The organism is Methylovorus menthalis (genome assembly GCF_020523625.1).
Classification (GTDB): domain Bacteria; phylum Pseudomonadota; class Gammaproteobacteria; order Burkholderiales; family Methylophilaceae; genus Methylovorus; species Methylovorus menthalis.
The window spans coordinates 329153-348748 of record NZ_JAJAQH010000006.1 but is presented as its reverse complement, the minus strand read 5'-3'; the positions used below and the strand labels follow the sequence as shown (position 1 = coordinate 348748).

The window sequence follows — 19596 nt, the reverse complement described above, 5'->3', positions numbered from 1 at the left end:
TTTTTTCATCGTTATACGCGCAGATTGATCATAGCTCCAAACTTTATGAGGATAACATTGAGATTGAAGAAGTATCCCCTAACTGCAGGGAAGTGATTTAGGCATTTCAAGCTATAGCCTCCAAATATACTCGCCTGCAATTTTTTCAGCGGGTAGCAAGGTCAGCTATCCGCCCTCAGCCCATAATTGTCATCCCACCCCACCTCCTTCCCCATTAGTCGCTAAAATCACCTCAACCCATTCCATAAAGTAAACCCATGATGTTGTTGATGAATGCATTGAGATTTCTGGCGCTCTCTGCCTTGCTGGCCTTATGCGCTGCCTGCAGCAGCGATACCTATGATAGCTATGTGTACCCGGATAAGTTTGATCTGGATAACACCGTGTTCGTGGGGCAGTTTTCTTCATTGTCGGCGTGTCGTGAGGCGTCGGTGGCCAAGTTGAAAGAGCTGGCGGTGGGCACGGCGGGGGATTATGTATGCGGACAGAATTGCCATGACCATGCTTGCCAGTCCGCACAAAAGTAGATGATTACCTACCGTGAAAATTTTCCGTTGAACCCTGCCGATGTGGCGCGGGTGTTCAAGGCGTCGGGCATTAACCGGCCGGTGGATGATCTGGCGCGAATAGGGGCGATGTTCACGCATGCGAACCTAGTGTTTTCTGCGTGGGATGGCGACACGCTGGTGGGCGTGAGCCGGGCGCTGACGGATTTTAGTTATTGCTGTTATTTATCTGATCTGGCGGTGGATGCGGCTTATCAGCGCCAGGGCATAGGCGAGGAGCTGGTGCGGCTGACGCGAGAAAAAACAGGTGAGCAGGTATCGCTGATTTTGCTGTCCGCGCCCGATGCCATGGACTATTACCCCAGGCTGGGGTTTACACTGGCGGATAATGCTTACGTCATTCGCCGCCTGACCTGATGTTTACCCTTTCCCCACCCCGTTTTGTATTGCCATGGCTGTGCTGCCTGGCGCTAACCGCGCATGCCGATGTGAGTGGCAAGGTGGTGTATATCGCCGATGGCGATACGCTCACCGTCAAAACCCCGGACAACCTGAAATATAAAGTGCGCTTGCAGGGCATTGATGCGCCTGAGCAAGCGCAGGCCTTTGGCAACAAGGCCAAGCAGGCGCTGGCAGAGTGCGCGCGCGGCAGAGAGGCGATGATCGAGAGCCAGGAGTCGGACCAATATGGCCGACTGCTGGGCAAGGTGTGGGTGGATGGCACGGACTGCAATCTGCGCCAGCTCACTCAGGGCATGGCGTGGCATTACAAGCATTATGCGCGGGACCAGACCGAGGCAGACCGAATAAGCTACGCGGCAGCTGAGCAAACCGCCCGCAATGAAAAGCGCGGCCTGTGGGCCGATGCCAACCCGACCCCGCCATGGGAATATCGACAGCAAGAAAACCAGCAAAAGACGCAGGATGCCTTCAAGCAGCAATGGATGATGCATAACCGCCGCTTTAGATAGCGCCACGGTTTTCAGCCGTCATCTTTACCAAAATATGCAGGCTGTTAAACCAGGGTTATGAACATGTTTGCAGGGTGGGCTGCTTTGCCTTGCATTCCGCCTCAGCCACCACACTTCAAGTCTTTGATTTTTAATTAACAAACCATTCTCCCATCCGCGCACACTCTTTAGCGGGCGTTGGTACAAATCGTGCCATGTAGTAGTGATAAGCCCTGCGCAAGCCGGGCATTACTTCACAACCTGTTTAAAGAGTCCCATGTTTTCAACTTGTAACCGTAAAACCTTGCTGGTTGCCGTGTTTCTGATGGCAACGGCCAATATCAGCCTGTTTCAACGTCTGCTGGAGGTGTACCCGCCCAGCGCTGGCAATGTACCGCTCTTGATCTCCCTTGGTTTGTTTTTCACGTTTGCCACCGCGCTGTTTCTGCTGCTGGTGGCGCATACCCGTGGCGCACGCTGGCTGCTGGCCTTGCTGGTGCTGGTGGCATCGCAAGCGGCGTATTACATGGATACCTATGGCGTGGTGGTCGATACGGTGATGATCGACAATATTTTTCATACCGATACGCAGGAGTTTGCCGGGCTGCTGAGCTGGGGGCTGGTGCTGCGCACCTTGTTGCTGGGCGTGTTGCCGGCGTGGCTGATTATTCGCTATTGGCCAGCCGGCAGGGGCTTCAAGGCGGAATTCCAGTCCAAGCTTTCGCTCACGCTGCTGCTCATCATCGGCATGGTGCTGGTGGTGGCACCGTTTACCGCGCATTACGCGTCTTTCATACGCGAGCACAAAATCACCCGCAACTATGCCAACCCGATTTACCCCGTTTACTCGCTGTTTGGTTATGCGCATGAAAAGCTGAAGTCCACCGCGATTACCGCGCTGACAGCCACCGCACCCGATGCGGTGATGATAGGCACGCCATCGCAACATGAGCTGATTATTCTGGTGGTGGGCGAAACCGCGCGTGCCGATCGCTTTTCATTGAATGGCTACCCGCGTGACACCAACCCCGAGCTCGCCAAGCGCGATGTGCTGAGCCTGCGCAATGTCAGCTCGTGCGGCACCTCCACTGGCGAATCTGTGCCGTGCATGTTTTCAGCGCTGGGCCGCAAGGATTTTGACCGCGAAAAAGCCCTGCATTATGAAAATGCGCTGGATGTGCTGTTTGAGCATGGCGTGCAGATTCTGTGGCGCGACAACAACTCGGACTCCAAAGGCGTCGCCACGCGCATGACGTACGAAAACTTCAAAAGCCCCACGCTGAATAAAGTCTGCGATACCGAATGCCGCGACATCGGCATGCTGGGCGGGCTGGATAAATACATCGACAGCCATAAAAACAAGGATATCCTCATCGTGCTGCACCAAATGGGCAACCACGGCCCAGAATACTATCGCCGCTACCCGCCCGAGTTTGAGCGATTCAAACCCGCCTGCAAAAGTAACGAGCTCAGCCAATGCTCGCAGCAAGAACTCGATAACGCCTACGACAATGCCATTCTGTATACCGACTACTTCCTGGCGCACGTGGTGGATTTTCTCAAGCAATACAACGAAACCCACGCCACCGCCATGCTGTACGTGAGCGATCACGGCGAATCCCTGGGCGAACACGGCATCTACCTGCATGCCGCCCCCTACATGATCGCCCCGCAAGAGCAAACCCACATCCCCGCCATCGTCTGGATGGGCAAGCATTTTGATTACAAATTAAGCGACCTCAAGCCCTATCAGGATTACCCCTTCAGCCACGATGACCTCTTCTGCACCCTGCTGGTCTCGTACGAACTCAACAGCAAAACCTGCGACAGCAAACACGATGTGCTCATGCACAACGCCGACGTCATCAGCATGCTGCAGCAACAAGGCCAGCTGCATACAGCGTTGCAGTAAGAATCAGCATCTGCTGACGAGAAAAAGCCCGCTTATTATGAGCGGGCTTTTTGTTTGGCTGAAAGACTAAAGGATTAGTCGGCTTTTACACTGTGCGGGCCGCTGCCATGCACCAGCACAAACAACAGACCACCCGCCATGGAGATGTTTTTCATGAAATGAATCATCTGGTTTTGCGCCATGTCTGGGCTTGCTGCCCAGAAATCATGAAACAGGAACGCGGCTGCCAGAGTGAACAAGAACAAGGCAGCAGCGGCCAGACGCGCACGGTAGCCGACGACGATCAGCAAGCCGCCTCCCACTTCAATGAGGATGGTGAGGATGGTCACTAGGTCAGGCAGCGGCAGGCCTTTGCTGGCGATGTAGCCGGAGATGCCGGCAAAACCGCCGATCTTGGAAAAGCCTGAGAGGATGAAGATCAGCGCGATCAGGATGCGGCCGACCAATGGGCCGTGACGATGTAGTGCTTGCATGAGAAAACTCCCTTTAAAGTAAAAAAATAAAAAACCCGATTGCTTGTTGAAAATGGCCTGACTCACCCAGGTGAGGCTGAGTCAGGCAGTTTTACTACGATCAATAAACTAAGCGCATTTCTCAGGCCAGACGGCCTTCGCGGTAATCGTGAATCGCCTCAAAAATCTGCTCTTGGGTGTTCATCACAAAAGGGCCATATTGCGCGATGGGCTCCTTGAGCGGACGACCTGCGATCAGCAGCAGACGCGTGGCTTCAGACGCTTCAATGACAACGCCATCGCTGTCGCTGGTTGTCTTGAGTATGGCCATGCGCTGTTGTGGCACCTGGCGTTCGCCAATCAGCGCCTCACCGCGATACACATACACCAGGGCATTAAACTCGGCAGGCATCTGCTGGGTAAAGCGAGTGCCTGCTGGCAAATGCACATCCAGATATAGCGGCTCGGTGGTGTCACGTTGAATGGCACCGGCGACGCCCTGGCTCTCGCCTGCGATCACCCGTACCGTCACGCCATCGGCAGTGGTGAATTCCGGAATCTCTTCCGTTTGAATATCGCGGTAGGCGGGCTCCACCATTTTGTCCTTGGCGGGCAGGTTGAGCCAAAGCTGAAAGCCTTCCATGGCGCCCTCTTCCTGCTCGGGCAACTCGGAGTGAATGACGCCCTTGCCCGCCGTCATCCATTGCACGCCACCGGGGGCGAGCAGACCTTCGTTACCGGCACTGTCGCGATGGCGCATGCGGCCTTGCAACATGTAGGTCACGGTTTCGAATCCGCGGTGCGGGTGATCAGGAAAGCCACCGATGTAATCTTCAGGCTGGTCTGTGCCAAAGGCATCCAGCATCAGGAAAGGGTCCAGACGCCGTTGCAGGTGTTGCGTCAGCACGCGCGTGAGCTTGACCCCGGCGCCGTCAGACGTGGCCTGACCGATCACGATCTGTTCCACAGCCCGTGGCTGGGTCACGATGTCTGCATTTGCAGGGGTTTGAATATTACGCATGGTCGCTCTCCTTATTTATGAGATTAAATGTGCCGCGATTAACTGTGCCTCAGGCAGGCACCAGTTCTTCCAGCTGGCGATAGGCGGTATCGAGCGCGGCTTTTTCCGCGTCAGGGCCCATGGCCAGGCCTTCGGCATGAATGAATTCGACATCATGCATGCCCAGAAAACCCAACACAATTTTCAGGTACGGCGTTTGGGTATCGGCAGGCGTATTGCGATAAATGCCGCCGCGGGCCAGCACCACGTAAACCTTCTTGCCGGTCAGCAAGCCTTCTGGCCCGTTGGCGGTATATTGAAACGTCACTTGCGCACGCGAGATGGCATCAATCCAGTTCTTGAGTTGCACAGACACCCCCAGGTTATACATGGGTACGCCCAATACAACGATATCAGCAGCCTGGATTTCGCTGATCAGCACATCATCCAGCGCCACGCGCGCAGCCTGCTCGGCATTGCGCTGGTCCGCAGGCGTGAACAATGCCTGCAGGGCCTTTTCGTCCAGATTAGGGTGTGGGTTGCGACCCAGGTCACGCACGGTCAATGTGGCGTCGGCATGCTGGGTGAGCAAGCGCTCGACCAGGGCATTGGCCAGATGCGTGGAGTGGGAACCGATAGTCCGTGCGCTGGAATTCACTTGCAGAATGTTCATGATGATCTCCGTAGTTAATGTGTGGAATGACGATGGAGACACTTTACATATTCCCAAATAATTAATTAAGTCGTTAAAATGGATATTATTGTTCCACTGATGGAAATATAGAATGAAGCTGGAAGCGAATGATTTGCTCATGTTTGCCCGCGTCGTGGATGAAGGAAGCTTCAGCCGCGCGGCAGAGCGCCTGCATATTCCGAAATCCACCCTCTCGCGGCGCATGGCGGCGCTTGAGGCGCAACTGGGCGAACGCCTGCTGCTGAGAACCACACGCAAGCTGACCGTCACCGACTTTGGCAATGCCGTATTGGCGCATGCACATCAGGTCACCGCGGAAGTAGAAGCCACGCTGGCGCTGACGCAACATCGGCAAGTGGAGCCCAGCGGTCGGTTGCGACTCTCAATGCCGGGGGATTTCGGGATTGATATCCTGCAAGCCTTGCTTGCCGAGTTTGCCATGCGCTATCCGGCGATTTCTCTGGAGATGGATATTTCACCACGGCGGGTGGATCTGATTGGCGAAAACTTTGACCTGGCGATTCGCATGGGCGATCTGCCAGACGACACTTCGCTCGCCGCCAGACGCATAGCCACGTTTGAAACCGGGCTCTATGCCTCACCCGCCTATCTCAAAAGACGCGGCACACCGCATGAACCAGAAGCATTGATGGAACATGATGCGCTGCATCTGCTCACCCGACGCGGCGAACCCATGCTGTGGCAACTCAAACGCGACCAAGCCCAATGGCAAGGCACGCCGATTGGCAAGGTATCCGCCAATTCGCCTGCCATTCTAGTCCGCATGGCGATCTCGGGCCTGGGCATTGCCATGCTGGGTGAGCCGTTTGCCGAGCCCTACGTCAAGGCAGGTGAGCTGGTACGCATCCTTGAAGACTGGCAATTGCCAAGTGTCACCGCCTGGGCCGTGTTTCCCGGTCGCCGCCTGATGCCCGCCCGCACCCGGGTTTTTCTGGATGCATTGGTAGCGCGCTTTGCCGAGGCCGACTGCGAAAAACATCAGCAGTAATGTGGCGTCGGCAGTGGCAACCCATCGGCCCATTTGAGTGGAATATGCGCAAACGCATCCGTTTCGAGCACTTTTGAGATACCCATGCCCGGCCAGACACTTAAGTACACTATCCAGTATTCATCCGCGTAGTTATCCACAGAATTTGTGGAGTAAGCTTGTGGCTGCAACTGGCTCAAATCCAGCATCCAATAAGGCGTTGAGCTTCATAACGCAACAACAAAAAAGCCTTGGCATCTCTGACAAGGCTTTTTGTTTGGAACTTTGAAAGTTGGCACGCGGAAATAGCGCCAGAATAAATATAAGCGCGGCTTTAGTCGTATTTACGAAACTGCCCGACCACGACCCCAAATATCTCCAGATTGCCTTGCGGGCGAATCACCGGATAGGCTTTATTGGCTGGGAGCAATACAAACTGGCCTTTTTCGCGGCCCAGAGTTTTCAGGGTAAATTCATTATCGACAATCGCCACTACGATATCGCCGACATTCGCCACCTGCCGCTTTTCCACAATCACCACATCATCCGGCACGATGCCAGCATCGATCATGGAGTCGCCCTTGACCGTGATCAGCACGGTTTGTGAGGGACGCTCGATCAGATAGTCATCAATGCTGAGGGTATCGTGGCGATCGCCACTGGCTGCGGAAGGAAAACCTGCCTGCACGGTACTCTCGGCCAAGATGCGCTCGAAAAAGCGCTTGCCTGGCTTGAGCCGCCGGTCGACCGTGGCATCCAGAAAGCCTTGCAGCTTGAAGCGGGCAACAAGCGCTGTCACCGCGTTTTTGGATTTGAAACCGAGCATATCCGCAATCACCGAATAGGATGGCAGCGTTTTATGCTCCGCGTAGTAGTCCTGGATGCGCCCCAGGTAGTCAATGTCGTTTCCCATACGCGTTACCATAATGTACGAACGTACACAAAGTCAAGTGTCACATCGTTGTATGATTCCGTTAATTGGCACGATAAGGTGCGCGCTCTTCCAGCTCATCCTGATATTGCTGCATGTTGCTGGCTTCCATGGCAACAAAGCGGCGTATGGCAGATTCAAACTCTGGATTGGCAATGCGGTGAAACGAACAAGTAGGCCGAGGCATGAAACCACGGGCCAATTTATGTTCACCTTGCGCGCCACCTTCAAAAAACCGGATGTTGTGCTCCAGGCAGAACTCCTGCGCCTGGTAATAGCAAAGCTCGAAGTGCAAGCCAGGTATATAGCTCAGTGCTCCCCAATAGCGGCCATACAGCGTGTCGGCATCATACAAATTAAGCGCCGAGGCGATGGGCTTGCCATCCAGCTCGGCAATGATCAGTAACAGGTGCTCAGGCAGGGTGTGCCCAATCTGCTCAAAAAAGGCGCGTGTCAGGTAAGGCGATGAGCGATGCTCGTGGTAGGTATTGACGTAGCACTCATAGAAAAAATCCCAATCGGCAGGCTGGATATCGCGACCTTGCAAGCGTCGGCAAACCACACCCGCGCTGAGGATTTTCTTGCGCTCCTGTTTGATTTTTTTGCGCTTATCGTGCGAGAGCTGGCCAATGAATTCGGCAAAATCGCGAAACCCTTCATTCTCCCAGCGGAATTGCACGCCATCGCGCTGCATCCAGCCTTCTGCCTGCAAAGCCTCTGCCGATGCAGCATCAGGAAACAATATATGGCTGGAAGACATGGCATTCTGCTCCATCTGCTGCTGCACAACCCGCGCAAGCAGTCGCTGCACTTCCTGCCGAGGACTCAGCAAACGCGGGCCGCTGATGGGGGTGAAAGGAATAGCCACCAGCAGCTTGGGATAATAATTGAGACCATTTTGCTCATAAGCATTGGCCCAGGCCCAATCGAACACATACTCGCCGTATGAGTGCTGCTTGAGATAAAGCGGCGTAGCGCCTATCAGTTTGCCTTGCTCATGCACCGTGACGGGATAGGGTTGCCAGCCAGTAGCCTCGCCTACACAGAGCGTATCTTCCAGCGCGCTGAAGAAGCGGTGGCTAAGCAGGGGTGAGCCATCCGTCAGTGTGTCCCACTCCTGCGCTTTGATCTGCGAAAAGCCGGTCGCTATATTCACTTCTATCGTCATAGCATTCCAATCACATGGCAAGGTTTACAGATGAAAGAGAGATGTGGCGTGCAAGAGTTCACCGCCGTGTAGTGCAAGATGACATAAAAAAGCGGCTGATGCATCACATCAGCCGCCTGGTCTGTCGCAAAATCACGACAGTCGTTCATACCCCATTAAAATACGCATACACATCAATGGGATAATTTGTGTGAAAAAACGACAGCCTATTTCTTCTTGCTTGTTGCGCTATCGACACCATGCCCAATGACACCGCCAATGGCAGCGCCGCCCACTGTCCCAAGGGCACTACCACCCGTGAGCACAGCTCCTGCTACGCCACCAATACCAGCCCCGACAGCAGCGTTCTTTTGCTTGGTACTCATGCCTGAGCAGGCAGTAAGCACGCCGATAAGCAATGTACTGATTACCAATTGTCTAGTAGCGACCATATTAATTCTCCTTATTACACGATCAATCAATCCTGAATAAAACCGCTTTATCCAGGTACTGCTGAATGACTATATGCAAGGATGATGCCAATAAAAAATGCCATTTAAATTCATGCATTTAAATGGCATTCTAAAAACGGGCGGGGATACGTAGTTACAAGGCGCGCTTTCGACTATTCACCATGGCACCCTTTTCCTTTAGCTTCGGGGAGGACAAAACCTGTGCCTCCTCCCTGACCACAGGGATGGGGCGTTGCTGGCGCTCAATGGCTTTGGCCTGGGCAGACTCCAGCTCTTCCATGGTAATGACACCATCATTATTCGCGTCTACCTGACTGAAATGACGGGCAATCTGCGGCAACAGCTCAAAGGCTTCAATACGGGAAATGGCGCCGTCGTTATCTTTATCTGCCTGGTCAAACCGTGCCTGCAGGCGCTGATGCATCACGCGTCTACGCTCTTCAATCTGAATGTGGGCAGGATCTACCGCGCGGGAATATTCATACAAATCGCGGCGCAAACGCATGTTTTCTTCAATGCTGATGTTGCCGTTTAATGATTTGGCAGGAGCACTGTTATCGGGGGCAAGGACAAGGGATGGCTTGGGACCATCATCGTCTGCGTTATCGTTCGCATCCTTGGGAGCGGCGTACAACACATCCACAGCGCCAATCACCAGGCAAGCAGCAATCGCAACGTGCATACAACCAAACCGGGAAACCGATGAGATAGACATCATGGGATGGATAAATCAGGCCGAACAGGAGCGACAGCCAGACGCCCGACAAAGATTGAAATCAACTACATTCATTGTTCCATTTCTCCACTTCTTGGGGGAGCTTTGATAGCTCCTCGCCTGATTCCGCAAAACATATTGCTTTGAGTGTTGGTGCGCTTGGGAATTCCGCATATTATTATTTGGTACCGCAGCCGTGATTATAATGAAGCAGGAATGTAAATCGAGTGTTTCACTGTGCAGTCTGAATGTAACAATTTGTGACAAAAATCACATTATATTCCCAAACAGCCAGCGGCTAACCGTATAATATTTCACATAATAAATCTCGCCAGACTAGACAACATATTGCTATGAGCGCCATGCAAACCAACACTAAAAAAATCCTGATGGTTGACGATGATCTGCGCATGCGTGAGCTACTGCAACGCTACCTCAGCGAACAAGGCTTCAGCGTAAAAACCGTTTCAGACTCAACCGAGATGAATACCGTTCTGAGCAGCGAGCATATTGATTTGCTGGTTCTTGACCTGATGCTGCCCAGTGAGGATGGCTTGGCCATCTGCCGCCGTCTGCGGGCTGCGGGCAGCACCATGCCCATCATCATGCTGACCGCACGCGGCGATGAGGTGGATCGTATTATTGGCCTAGAAATGGGTGCGGATGATTATCTGCCCAAGCCCTTCAACCCACGTGAGCTGCTGGCGCGCATCAATGCCGTCATGCGGCGCAATGAGCGCCCTGTGCCCGGCGCACCTGCCAACAGCACCGAAACCATCAGCTTTGGCGAATTCGTATTTGACCCATCCACCCGCAGCCTGCTTAAAAATGGCGAGCAGATCACGATTACCAGCGGTGAATATGCGCTGCTTAAAGTATTTGTGGATCACCCGCGCCAGCCCTTGTCGCGAGATCGCCTCATGCAGCTGGCACGTGGTCGCGAGCTGGATGTGTTTGACCGCAGTATTGACGTGCAGGTCTCGCGTCTGCGCCGCCTGATTGAAGCTGACCCGACACACCCACGCTACCTGCAGACCATGTGGGGCTTTGGCTATGTGTTTATCCCCGACGGCGAAACCATCAAGCATTAATCAGGGCTGTGCCTTGATTAATGCTTGCCACGATTGTTTGTATTTCAATTGAGATTATTCCCGCGCACCCTGCTCGCCAGGGCCATGCTACTGATTGCTATTCTGCTGGTAATCGGCCAGTACGCTTCACTCAAAATCTTCGATTATTTCGAGCGTAAACCCCGTGCCACAGCCGTGGCCCTGCAGGCGGTGACGGTCGTGAACTTCACTCGTGCCTCCCTGCTTGCCGCCCATGAAAACCGCCGCCTGGCGCTTTTATCGGAGCTATCAGGCAAGGAAGGGGTGCGCATTTACGCCGCCGACCTGCTGGAAGAAATCGAGAAGCTGCCGGATGACCCAGTGATTGCGCTGATAGCTGCCAAGATCAAGGAAAAGCTTGGGAACGAAACAATCGTCGCGGTGAACCATTTCGGCATTCCCGGCTTATGGGTCAGCTTTACCATCGGGCAGGATGATTACTGGGTAGTGATTCCCCGCATTCAGGTAGATCGACCTTTCCCATGGCAATGGCTGGGCTGGGGTGCACTGGTGATCCTGCTGTCATTGGCAGGCGCCTATTTGCTGGCTGCACGCATCAACCGGCCTCTCAGCCTGCTCATACGCTCGGCAGACCGCCTTCGTAAAGGTGAACAACCGCCCAAGTTGCCAGAAGATGGACTGGATGAGCTGAGCGATGTGAACCATGCTTTTAACGACATGATGGAAGCTTTGGCGCGGCTGGATTCAGAACGGACGTTGTTACTGGCCGGAGTTTCGCATGATTTGCGCACCCCGCTGGCCCGTTTGCGCCTGTCGGTGGAAATGCTGCCGAATGAACTGGGCGACAGCCTGAAAAACGGCATGATTCAGGACATCACGGACATGGATAACATCATCCACCAGTTCCTGGATTTCGTACGTGGGGTGGAGGGCGAACCGACGCAGATGATCGATATCAATGGACTGCTGAAATCGATTTATGACCGCCATACCCGCGCTGGCCGCCGCATGATCTTGCGACTGGCGCCAACCCACCTGATACCGCTACGCCCCCTTGCCATGCACCGGCTGTTGGGCAACCTGATTGATAACGCCTTCAAATATGGCAGCAGCGAAGTCTCGGTTGAGACCAGAATCACTGCCGGCACCATTATCCTGAGTGTGCTGGACAATGGCCCTGGCATTCCGCCATCGCAGATCAGCCGCCTCTTGCGACCCTTTGAACGCCTGGATACCGCACGCGGCAATGAGAGTGGCAGCGGCCTGGGCTTGGCAATTGCAGACCGTATTGCCCGTCTGCATAAAGGCCACCTTGAGCTGATCAACCGCCAGGAAGGTGGCCTGGAAGCGCGCCTGATATTGCCTATCGTCAAGAACGTGGCAAATTAAACGTAGCGTCAATTCGGGCTAAAACCCATCCCCCGCCACTGTTTTACCTTCTCCAGCTAATTGGCGAATAGCTAAACGCCAGCTTCCCCCTCGAACCATGCCAGCTTACTACGCAAACCAACCACGCCACCGATAACAATCAACGATGGCGATTTCAGATGCGCCTCCGCGACCTTGGCGGCCAGATTCTGCAAACTTTCGGTCACCACGCGCTGACTGGGCAACGTCCCGTGCTGAACGACCGCTGCAGGAGTATCTGCAGAAAGACCATGTGCAATGAGCTGCTGGCATATCTCGGGCAACGCGGCCAGGCCCATGTAAATCACCACGGTTTGCTGCGGCCGCACCAATGCTGTCCAGTCGAGGTCGACCGTGCCATCTTTCAAGTGCCCGGTGGTAAAGATGCAGGTCTGGGCAAAATCACGGTGTGTGAGCGGAATACCGGCATAACTTGCCACTCCAGATGCCGCCGTCACCCCAGGCACCACCTGGAAGGGAACGCCATGCGCCATCAGAGTCTCGATCTCTTCGCCGCCACGCCCAAAGATAAAGGGATCTCCGCCCTTGAGGCGCAGCACGCGTTTACCCTCTTGCGCCAGTCGTACCAATAATTCGTTGATCTCTTCCTGCGGGAGAGTGTGCTGATCTCGGGCTTTGCCCACATACACCAGTTCGGCATCGCGCCTTACCAGTTCCATGACTTCCGGGCTGACCAGTTTGTCATACACACAGACATCCGCCTGCTGCATCAGTCGCAAGGCGCGAAAGGTCAATAGATCCGGGTCACCCGGCCCCCCACCCACCAGATAAACCTCGCCCCGTGGGGCGATGGCAGGTTGCTCAAGCTTTTGCACAAGGGCAGCCTCTGCGGCGAGTTCCTGCCCCGCCAGCACCTGCTCGCCTATGGCGCCTTGCAAGACTTCTTCCCAAAACATCCGCCTTTGCTGGGTGGTAGGGAAGTGCTGCTTCACACGCTCACGGAATCGCGCCGCAAGTGTCGCCAACCGGCCATACGTTGCTGGCACCATAGTTTCAATCTTGCTGCGTATGCTGCGCGCCAACACGGGCGCTGCACCACCGCTGGAGATGGCAATCACTATCGGCGAGCGGTCGACTATCGACGGCATGGTAAAGGTACACAAGGCAGGCGCATCGACCACATTGACCGGGATATTGCGCGCCTGCGCTTGCTCCGACACAGCCTGATTGACCAGCTCATCATCAGTCGCAGCCACCACCAGACGGGCACCATCCAGCTGCTGTGGATGAAAGGTCGCGGCAGTGTGGAGAATGTCGCCCTGATCGACCAAGGCCTGCAGCTCTGGGTATAGCTCGGGAGAACACACCTCAACGGCAGCTCCCGCTTTGCGCAGCATGAGCACTTTGCGCGTCGCTACTTCACCGCCGCCAATGACCACGCAGCGCTGTTGCTTGATATTCATGAAAATTGGGAGTGCGTCCATCCCGCCATTTTACACGCTGGCCATGCCCGCTCGTTTCAATTTTTCTCACAGATGCACCATGAATGTAGAGAAAACCAAGGTAAAAATATCCTCGCAAAAGCCGTCACCATCGCCCTATTCGGGTTGTATTTCATAAAAACATCCAGCGCGGCTATTCTTGTAATAAGAACCATTCTCATTATATAATCACTTCCCACATCACCAACCCAATGGAGCAGCACCGACTGCTCGCCATTGACTGCACCAGCCAGCGCTTGCCAGCCCGTGCCTCACAGGAGGACACCATGCACGCCAGGCAGGACGCCATCATCGAAGCTTTTAGCCGCATGCGGCGCGAAAGCGGTTTACGCCATAGAGAAATTGCCGCCACGCTGGAAATAAGCGAGGGGGAGCTGATCGCCGCGCATTGTGGTCTGGACGCCATCGGCGCTGATAGCGATATGCACGCAACACGGCTACGGCCCGATTTTCCCCAGATCATTGCTGCGATTGAACCCTTGGGTGAAGTCATGGCCCTGACGCGCAATGAGAGCTGCGTGCATGAAAAATCTGGCGTTTATCGCAAGGTCAGCCATCAGGGGCCCGTCGGCTTAGTCCTGGCTGGCAGCATCGATCTTCGCTTGTTTTATCACCAGTGGCGCCATGCCTTTGCGGTGGAAGAACACACCAGCAAAGGCTTGCAACAAAGCCTGCAGTTTTTTGATGCCACTGGCACAGCGCTGCATAAAATCTTCCTGAAACCAGCCAGCCATGTCGACGCATACGCGCCGTTGATCCAGCAGTTCCGTGCAGACGATCAGTCTGGCGGCATACGTGTGGAGGCCACCCGTCCATTGGCTGTCGCGCTGGATGACAGCGATATCGACATCGCCGGATTTCGGCGTGACTGGGCTGCCATGAAAGACACGCACGAGTTCTTCGGCTTGCTCAAGCAATACAAGCTGACGCGCACACAGGGGCTGCGTCTTGCCGACCCCAGCTTCTCAATAGCGGTTGCTCCCGATGTCATTACCCGCGTGCTAGCGTCTGCGGCCGCGGAGAATGTCGCCATCATGGTGTTTGTCGGCAACCCTGGCATTATTCAGATTCACAGCGGCCCGGTAAGCAATATCAAGCTGATGGGCCCTTGGGTTAATGTGCTCGATGAAGGCTTCAATCTGCATTTGCGGCAGGATCTGATCGCCAGCGCCTGGATAGTACGAAAACCTACGGAAGATGGCATCGTTACCTCGCTTGAGTTGTTTGATTCCCAGGGCGAAAACATCGCCATGCTGTTTGGGGAACGCAAACCAGGCAAGCCAGAGCTGGAGTCATGGCGCGCATTGATTAACGAGCTGACCGAAACACCATGCACCGCATGACCTCAGCACATCAGGATGGGCAGCCAGCCCTGCCATCGCGGCGAGCGCATTTGCAGCAATGGCTGGGGTTGGGCGCAATGGCATTAGCAGGACTGCTGCCTCATGGTGCCCATGCCGCCAACCGGCGCCTGATATGCGTCGGTGGTGCGCTGACAGAAATTGTTTACGCACTGGGGGCATCTGCCGACTTGGCAGGCGTCGATACCACCTCGCTTTATCCGCCTGCGGCACAATCGCTGCCGAGTGTCGGCTATGCGCGCACCCTGTCTGCCGAAGGCATTCTGGCGCTCGCCCCCTCCATGGTGCTGGCAACAGAAGATGCCGGACCATCAACCGTGCTTCGACAGCTTGAAAACGCAGGTATTGCCGTGCATATACTTGCCGCCAACCATCAGTTCGAAGGCTTGCTGCAACGCATACAAAAAGTGGGGGAGCTGACCGGCCACGCAGGTGAAGCCACCGAGCTGCAAACGCGTCTGCGCAATGAATGGCAAATGGTGCGAACCAATGTTGAAGCGCATCCAGCGGCATCTCCCCGCGTGCTGTTTATCCTCTCCCACTCCATGTCACAGATCATGGTCGCCGGGCAGGAGACGAGCGCCGATGCCATGCTGCGCTATGCCGGGGCCAGGAATGCCATGCAAGGTTTTACCGGTTTCAAACCGTTAACACCCGAAGCCGTGATTGCGGCACAACCCGACATTATCCTGTTGACCGACCTGGGCCTTAAAGCGGCGGGCAGCAAAGCCGCGATTCTCAAGCTGCCAGGCCTGGCGCAAACACCTGCCGGGCGCAAGCAACGCATCGTCAGCATGGAAACCATGCTGCTGCTCGGCTTTGGCCCACGCTTGCCGCTTGCCCTCAAAGAGCTTGATCGCTCTCTGCAATCCGCCATGCAGGCCGGATAAAATGCCATTTAGCACATCCATCATGTCTGCTCTGCATCAAATCCGGCGTCGGGCGCCATCGCAAGATGGGCCGCTACCATGGGGGCAACACCATCTCTCTTCCCTGAACTTTTATGCACTTTTGAATGACAAATATATAGCGAAAATCGATGCAAACCGCAGAAATGTAGTTCAGGCAGGTGGATGGAACATCGCAGAACGCTTGATCCTGGCCTGACAAATGCGCATTCCTTTTCGCTTAATCCCACGCGCGCACTGGGGTAACAAATGGCAGGTAGTGTTGCTGGTTGCCATCACCGTTCTGGCGCTTGCATTGGCAAGCTCCATCGGTGCCGTCTCTATCGGCTGGCGCGATTGGCTCTCTCCATTACAAGCCGAAAGCACCGGCAATAGCTATGTCCTCTGGCAACTTCGCGTGCCAAGAACGCTGCTCGCCTTGTTTGCGGGTGGCATGTTGGGTGTGGCAGGCGCACTGGCGCAAGGGCTGTTTCGCAACCCATTGGCAGACCCTGGCCTGCTGGGGGTGAATAGCGGCGCCGCATGTGCGGCCGCCCTGACCATCGTCTTTGCAGACAGTTTGCCCTGGACATTGCCCGCAGGTCTGCGTCCATGGCTGCTGCCATTGGCGGCGTTTGCTGGCGCACTGCTGGTCTGTTTTACGCTGGATCGCGTGGCACGGTGGATTACCCCGGGCTCCATCGCCGGGCTACTGCTGACGGGGATTGCCCTTAATGCCATCGCGGTCGCTGTGCTGGGGCTTTGTACTTATTTGTCGACGGATGAACAGCTGCGCAGCTTGAGTTTCTGGACCTTGGGTTCATTGGCAGGCGCTGGCTGGACCATCGTCGGCGTGGCGCTGCTGATGCTGCTGATGGCGATCTGGCAAGTGCGCAGATTAGCCCGTGCCATGAATGCGCTGGCGCTGGGAGAAGCCGCCGCAGCGCATGTCGGAATAGAGGTAGCGACATTGCGCTCCCGCACCATTTTGATCGTCGCCCTGCTGGTCGGCGCCACCGTTGCATGGTGTGGCATGATCAGCTTTATCAGCCTGATTGCGCCGCATCTGGTACGCACTTTGCATGGATCAGACCAGCGACGGGTTTTACCTTTGTCCATCTTTTTTGGCGGATTACTGTTACTGATCGCCGATACGCTGGCAAGGACGCTGGCAACACCTGCTGAAATTCCGGTTGGCATCTTTACCGCCCTGCTTGGCGGGCCATTTTTTCTGATGCTGCTTAATCAAACACGTGAACGGATAGGATGAACCCAGCCACCATCAACCTGATCAACCAGCCACTCCTCGTCATGGAAGCAGCAAGCCTGCGCCTTGGTCGCCGTCACTTTGGCCCTTACACGCTGACCTTGCATGCAGGCGAGCGCGTCGCTGTGCTGGGCCCTAGCGGTGCTGGCAAATCCACATTGCTCAAGCTGGCCGCGCGTGAGCTTCACCACTCAGACGGCCATATCAGCCTGCTCGGGCGCGATATACGGCATTACAGCCTGCGCGAAATGAGCCGCCGGCGAGCTGTGCTGGCACAAACCACGCACGTTGCCTTTGGCATGCAGACCGAGCTGGTGGTGTCTCTGGGACGTGCCGCTCTGGAGATTGACCCGCACCTGACCACCATCGTGCATAGTGCGATGCAACTGGCACATGCCGCCCATCTGGCGGGACGCAAGATGGATCAGCTATCTGGTGGCGAGCAGGCCCGCATTCACCTTGCCAGGATCTTTGCGCAACTATGGGATATCGAACAAGGGCTGGTGATGATGGATGAACCATTGGCGGCGCTCGACCCCGGCTTACAAGGCGAACTGCTGGATAGCATGCAAAGTTATGCTGAAGCACGGGGCCATGCCCTTCTCGCCATCCTGCATGACATCAACCAGGCACTGCATGCGTTTGATCGCCTGCTGCTGGTGAATAATGGCCAGCTGGAAAAGCAGGTAAACGCGGACCTGCATGCCTTGCCAGCCTTGCAATCGCTGTACGGCATTCAACTGGGCAGCCTGATGACACCGGATGGCCAGGCGGTGGTTTACCGCCAAAAGAACCCCAGTCTGTCGCCACGCGCGCAGACGCACAATCGCCTGAACAGCTAAGCGAATGTCTTCTGCCATGCCCTTGATTGGCATTTAGCCTTGGGCTAGGCTACAATTAGACCTTAGCGTACTGTTTTTTTAAGATATTTTGCACCGAAACCTCCAGCTCTCTCCCCTTGTGCCGGTGATGCGCACATCCTCTGACTTGCGGTTCCACACGCAATCATGAACACGCCAAAAAAAGTTTTCATCAAGACATTCGGCTGCCAGATGAACGAGTATGACTCGTCGCGCATGGCCGATATGCTGAATTCGGCCGACGGCATGCAGCCCACCGATAATCCAGAAGACGCGGACGTTATCCTGCTGAACACCTGCTCCGTGCGTGAAAAAGCCCAGGAAAAGGTATTCAGCCACTTGGGTCGTTTCATTCCGCTCAAGGAAAAGAACCCCAATCTGGTCATTGGCGTTGGCGGCTGCGTTGCCAGCCAGGAAGGCCAGCATATTGTGGACCGCGCGCCTTATGTTGATGTGGTCTTCGGCCCGCAAACCCTGCACCGCCTGCCTGAGCTGATCGCCAATCGGCGTAGCAGCGGGCTGTCGCAAGTAGATATCAGCTTCCCCGAAATCGAAAAGTTTGACCATCTGCCACCCCCACGTGTGGAAGGTGCCGCCGCGTTTCTTTCCATCATGGAAGGGTGCAACAAGTATTGCAGCTTCTGCGTGGTGCCTTATACGCGCGGTGAGGAATTCTCGCGCCCGTTTGAAGATATTCTGGTCGAAGCCATCCAGTTGGCGGAACAAGGCGTCAAGGAGATCACCCTGCTGGGCCAGAACGTCAATGCCTACCGCAGCACCAGTGCCGATGCCACGGCGGCGGATCTCGCCATGCTGATTGACTACATTGCCGAGATCCCGCAAATCGAGCGCATACGCTTCACCACCTCGCACCCCAATGAAATGAGCGAAACCCTGATTGACTGCTTCGCGCGCATTCCCAAGCTGGTCTCGCATTTGCACCTACCAGTGCAGGCTGGGGCAGACCGGGTGCTGATGGGCATGAAGCGCAATTACACCGCGCTGCAATACAAATCCATCATCCGCAAGTTGCGCCGTGCGCGTCCGGATATCTGTATCACTTCCGACTTTATCGTAGGGTTTCCGGGGGAATCCGAGCAGGACTTCGCCGCCACGCTCAAGCTCATGCAGGATGTGGGGTTTGACTTCAGCTATAGCTTTACCTACAGCGCCCGTCCCGGCACGCCCGCCTCCTATCTGCCGGACGACACCAGCGAAGAAACCAAGCTGGAGCGCCTCAGCCGCCTGCAGGAACTGAATGAAGCGCAAGGCAAGGCCGTGAGCGAATCCATGGTCGGTAGCGTACAGCGTGTATTGGTCGAAAGCCTGTCCAAAAAAGACAGCGGCGAACTGGCAGGACGCACCGATAACAACCGTATCGTGAATTTTCCCGGTGACGCCAAGCTGATCAACCAGTTTGTCCATGTAAAAATCACCCAGGCCATGCCGCACACCCTGCGTGGAGAATGCCTTGCTTAAGCGCCTCCCAGCCCTTTTAACTGATGCACTTATT

At 55.3% G+C, this 19596-nt stretch carries 20 protein-coding genes; 12 read left to right on the top strand and 8 right to left on the bottom strand.

The genetic code is table 11. The features are described 5' to 3' along the window. Window positions 1-269: 269 nt before the first annotated feature. The 4 genes from LG204_RS07480 (at window position 270) to LG204_RS07465 (ending at window position 3368) form a co-directional block, all read left to right on the top strand. On the top strand, window positions 270-527 hold the full coding sequence (locus LG204_RS07480; protein ID WP_230336679.1) for a hypothetical protein: 258 nt from the start codon (window positions 270-272) through the stop codon (window positions 525-527). Continuing rightward, complete coding sequence (locus tag LG204_RS07475) at window positions 528-923, top strand: GNAT family N-acetyltransferase (protein ID WP_230336678.1); 396 nt, start codon at window positions 528-530, stop codon at window positions 921-923. Then, entirely contained in the window at window positions 923-1477 is a 555-nt protein-coding gene (locus LG204_RS07470) for a thermonuclease family protein (protein WP_230336677.1), read from the top strand. The genes LG204_RS07475 and LG204_RS07470 overlap by 1 nt, the downstream gene beginning before the upstream one ends. 256 nt (window positions 1478-1733) lie before the next feature. Then, on the top strand, window positions 1734-3368 hold the full coding sequence (locus LG204_RS07465; RefSeq protein WP_230336676.1) for a phosphoethanolamine transferase: 1635 nt from the start codon (window positions 1734-1736) through the stop codon (window positions 3366-3368). Window positions 3369-3442: 74 nt separating this feature from the next. Here the strand turns inward: LG204_RS07465 and LG204_RS07460 are convergent, their stop codons facing one another. The 3 genes from LG204_RS07460 to LG204_RS07450 form a co-directional block, all read right to left on the bottom strand. Further along, window positions 3443-3841, bottom strand: a complete 399-nt coding sequence (locus LG204_RS07460) for a DoxX family protein (protein ID WP_230336675.1) — start codon at window positions 3839-3841, stop codon at window positions 3443-3445. A gap of 121 nt (window positions 3842-3962) precedes the next feature. Further along, window positions 3963-4841, bottom strand: coding sequence for a pirin family protein (locus LG204_RS07455; protein WP_230336674.1), 879 nt, complete (start codon window positions 4839-4841; stop codon window positions 3963-3965). A 49-nt stretch (window positions 4842-4890) separates the two neighbouring features. Then, window positions 4891-5493, bottom strand: coding sequence for an FMN-dependent NADH-azoreductase (locus LG204_RS07450; protein ID WP_230336673.1), 603 nt, complete (start codon window positions 5491-5493; stop codon window positions 4891-4893). A 112-nt stretch (window positions 5494-5605) separates the two neighbouring features. On the opposite strand from LG204_RS07450, the gene LG204_RS07445 reads away from it, so the two are divergent. Continuing rightward, complete coding sequence (locus tag LG204_RS07445; protein WP_230336672.1) at window positions 5606-6523, top strand: LysR family transcriptional regulator; 918 nt, start codon at window positions 5606-5608, stop codon at window positions 6521-6523. Window positions 6524-6836: 313 nt separating this feature from the next. Here LG204_RS07445 and LG204_RS07440 read toward each other — a convergent pair whose 3' ends face one another. From LG204_RS07440 to LG204_RS07425, 4 genes are all read right to left on the bottom strand, one after another. Further along, window positions 6837-7415 carry a LexA family protein gene (locus LG204_RS07440; protein WP_230336671.1) on the bottom strand — a complete coding sequence of 193 codons (579 nt, stop codon included), beginning with the start codon at window positions 7413-7415 and terminating at the stop codon, window positions 6837-6839. Window positions 7416-7476: 61 nt separating this feature from the next. Beyond that, window positions 7477-8601, bottom strand: coding sequence for a GNAT family N-acetyltransferase (locus LG204_RS07435; RefSeq protein WP_230336670.1), 1125 nt, complete (start codon window positions 8599-8601; stop codon window positions 7477-7479). 206 nt (window positions 8602-8807) lie between these two features. Beyond that, window positions 8808-9032: a glycine zipper 2TM domain-containing protein gene (locus tag LG204_RS07430; RefSeq protein WP_013442833.1), complete on the bottom strand. Its 225-nt coding sequence runs from the start codon at window positions 9030-9032 to the stop codon at window positions 8808-8810. 154 nt (window positions 9033-9186) lie between these two features. Continuing rightward, entirely contained in the window at window positions 9187-9735 is a 549-nt protein-coding gene (locus tag LG204_RS07425; protein ID WP_230336669.1) for an EF-hand domain-containing protein, read from the bottom strand. A gap of 395 nt (window positions 9736-10130) precedes the next feature. Between LG204_RS07425 and ompR the strand changes: the two genes are divergently transcribed. Then, window positions 10131-10859 carry an osmolarity response regulator transcription factor OmpR gene (gene ompR, locus LG204_RS07420; protein ID WP_328441418.1) on the top strand — a complete coding sequence of 243 codons (729 nt, stop codon included), beginning with the start codon at window positions 10131-10133 and terminating at the stop codon, window positions 10857-10859. 48 nt (window positions 10860-10907) lie between these two features. Next, on the top strand, window positions 10908-12227 hold the full coding sequence (locus LG204_RS07415; protein ID WP_328441416.1) for an ATP-binding protein: 1320 nt from the start codon (window positions 10908-10910) through the stop codon (window positions 12225-12227). Window positions 12228-12298: 71 nt separating this feature from the next. Here LG204_RS07415 and cysG read toward each other — a convergent pair whose 3' ends face one another. Further along, window positions 12299-13690: a siroheme synthase CysG gene (gene cysG / locus LG204_RS07410; protein ID WP_230336667.1), complete on the bottom strand. Its 1392-nt coding sequence runs from the start codon at window positions 13688-13690 to the stop codon at window positions 12299-12301. 209 nt (window positions 13691-13899) lie between these two features. Here cysG and LG204_RS07405 point away from each other — a divergent pair, with 209 nt between their 5' ends. The 5 genes from LG204_RS07405 to miaB all read left to right on the top strand — a co-directional run bounded on the left by LG204_RS07405 (window position 13900) and on the right by miaB (window position 19562). After that, window positions 13900-15051 carry a hemin-degrading factor gene (locus LG204_RS07405; protein ID WP_230336666.1) on the top strand — a complete coding sequence of 384 codons (1152 nt, stop codon included), beginning with the start codon at window positions 13900-13902 and terminating at the stop codon, window positions 15049-15051. Then, window positions 15048-15959, top strand: coding sequence for a heme/hemin ABC transporter substrate-binding protein (locus tag LG204_RS07400; protein ID WP_230336665.1), 912 nt, complete (start codon window positions 15048-15050; stop codon window positions 15957-15959). Before LG204_RS07405 ends, LG204_RS07400 begins: the two co-directional genes overlap by 4 nt. Before the next feature lie 220 nt (window positions 15960-16179). Then, entirely contained in the window at window positions 16180-17226 is a 1047-nt protein-coding gene (locus tag LG204_RS07395) for a FecCD family ABC transporter permease (protein ID WP_230336664.1), read from the top strand. Continuing rightward, complete coding sequence (locus tag LG204_RS07390) at window positions 17223-18065, top strand: ABC transporter ATP-binding protein (RefSeq protein WP_230336663.1); 843 nt, start codon at window positions 17223-17225, stop codon at window positions 18063-18065. Before LG204_RS07395 ends, LG204_RS07390 begins: the two co-directional genes overlap by 4 nt. A 165-nt stretch (window positions 18066-18230) precedes the next feature. Next, complete coding sequence (miaB, locus tag LG204_RS07385; RefSeq protein ID WP_230336662.1) at window positions 18231-19562, top strand: tRNA (N6-isopentenyl adenosine(37)-C2)-methylthiotransferase MiaB; 1332 nt, start codon at window positions 18231-18233, stop codon at window positions 19560-19562. Window positions 19563-19596: the final 34 nt, after the last annotated feature.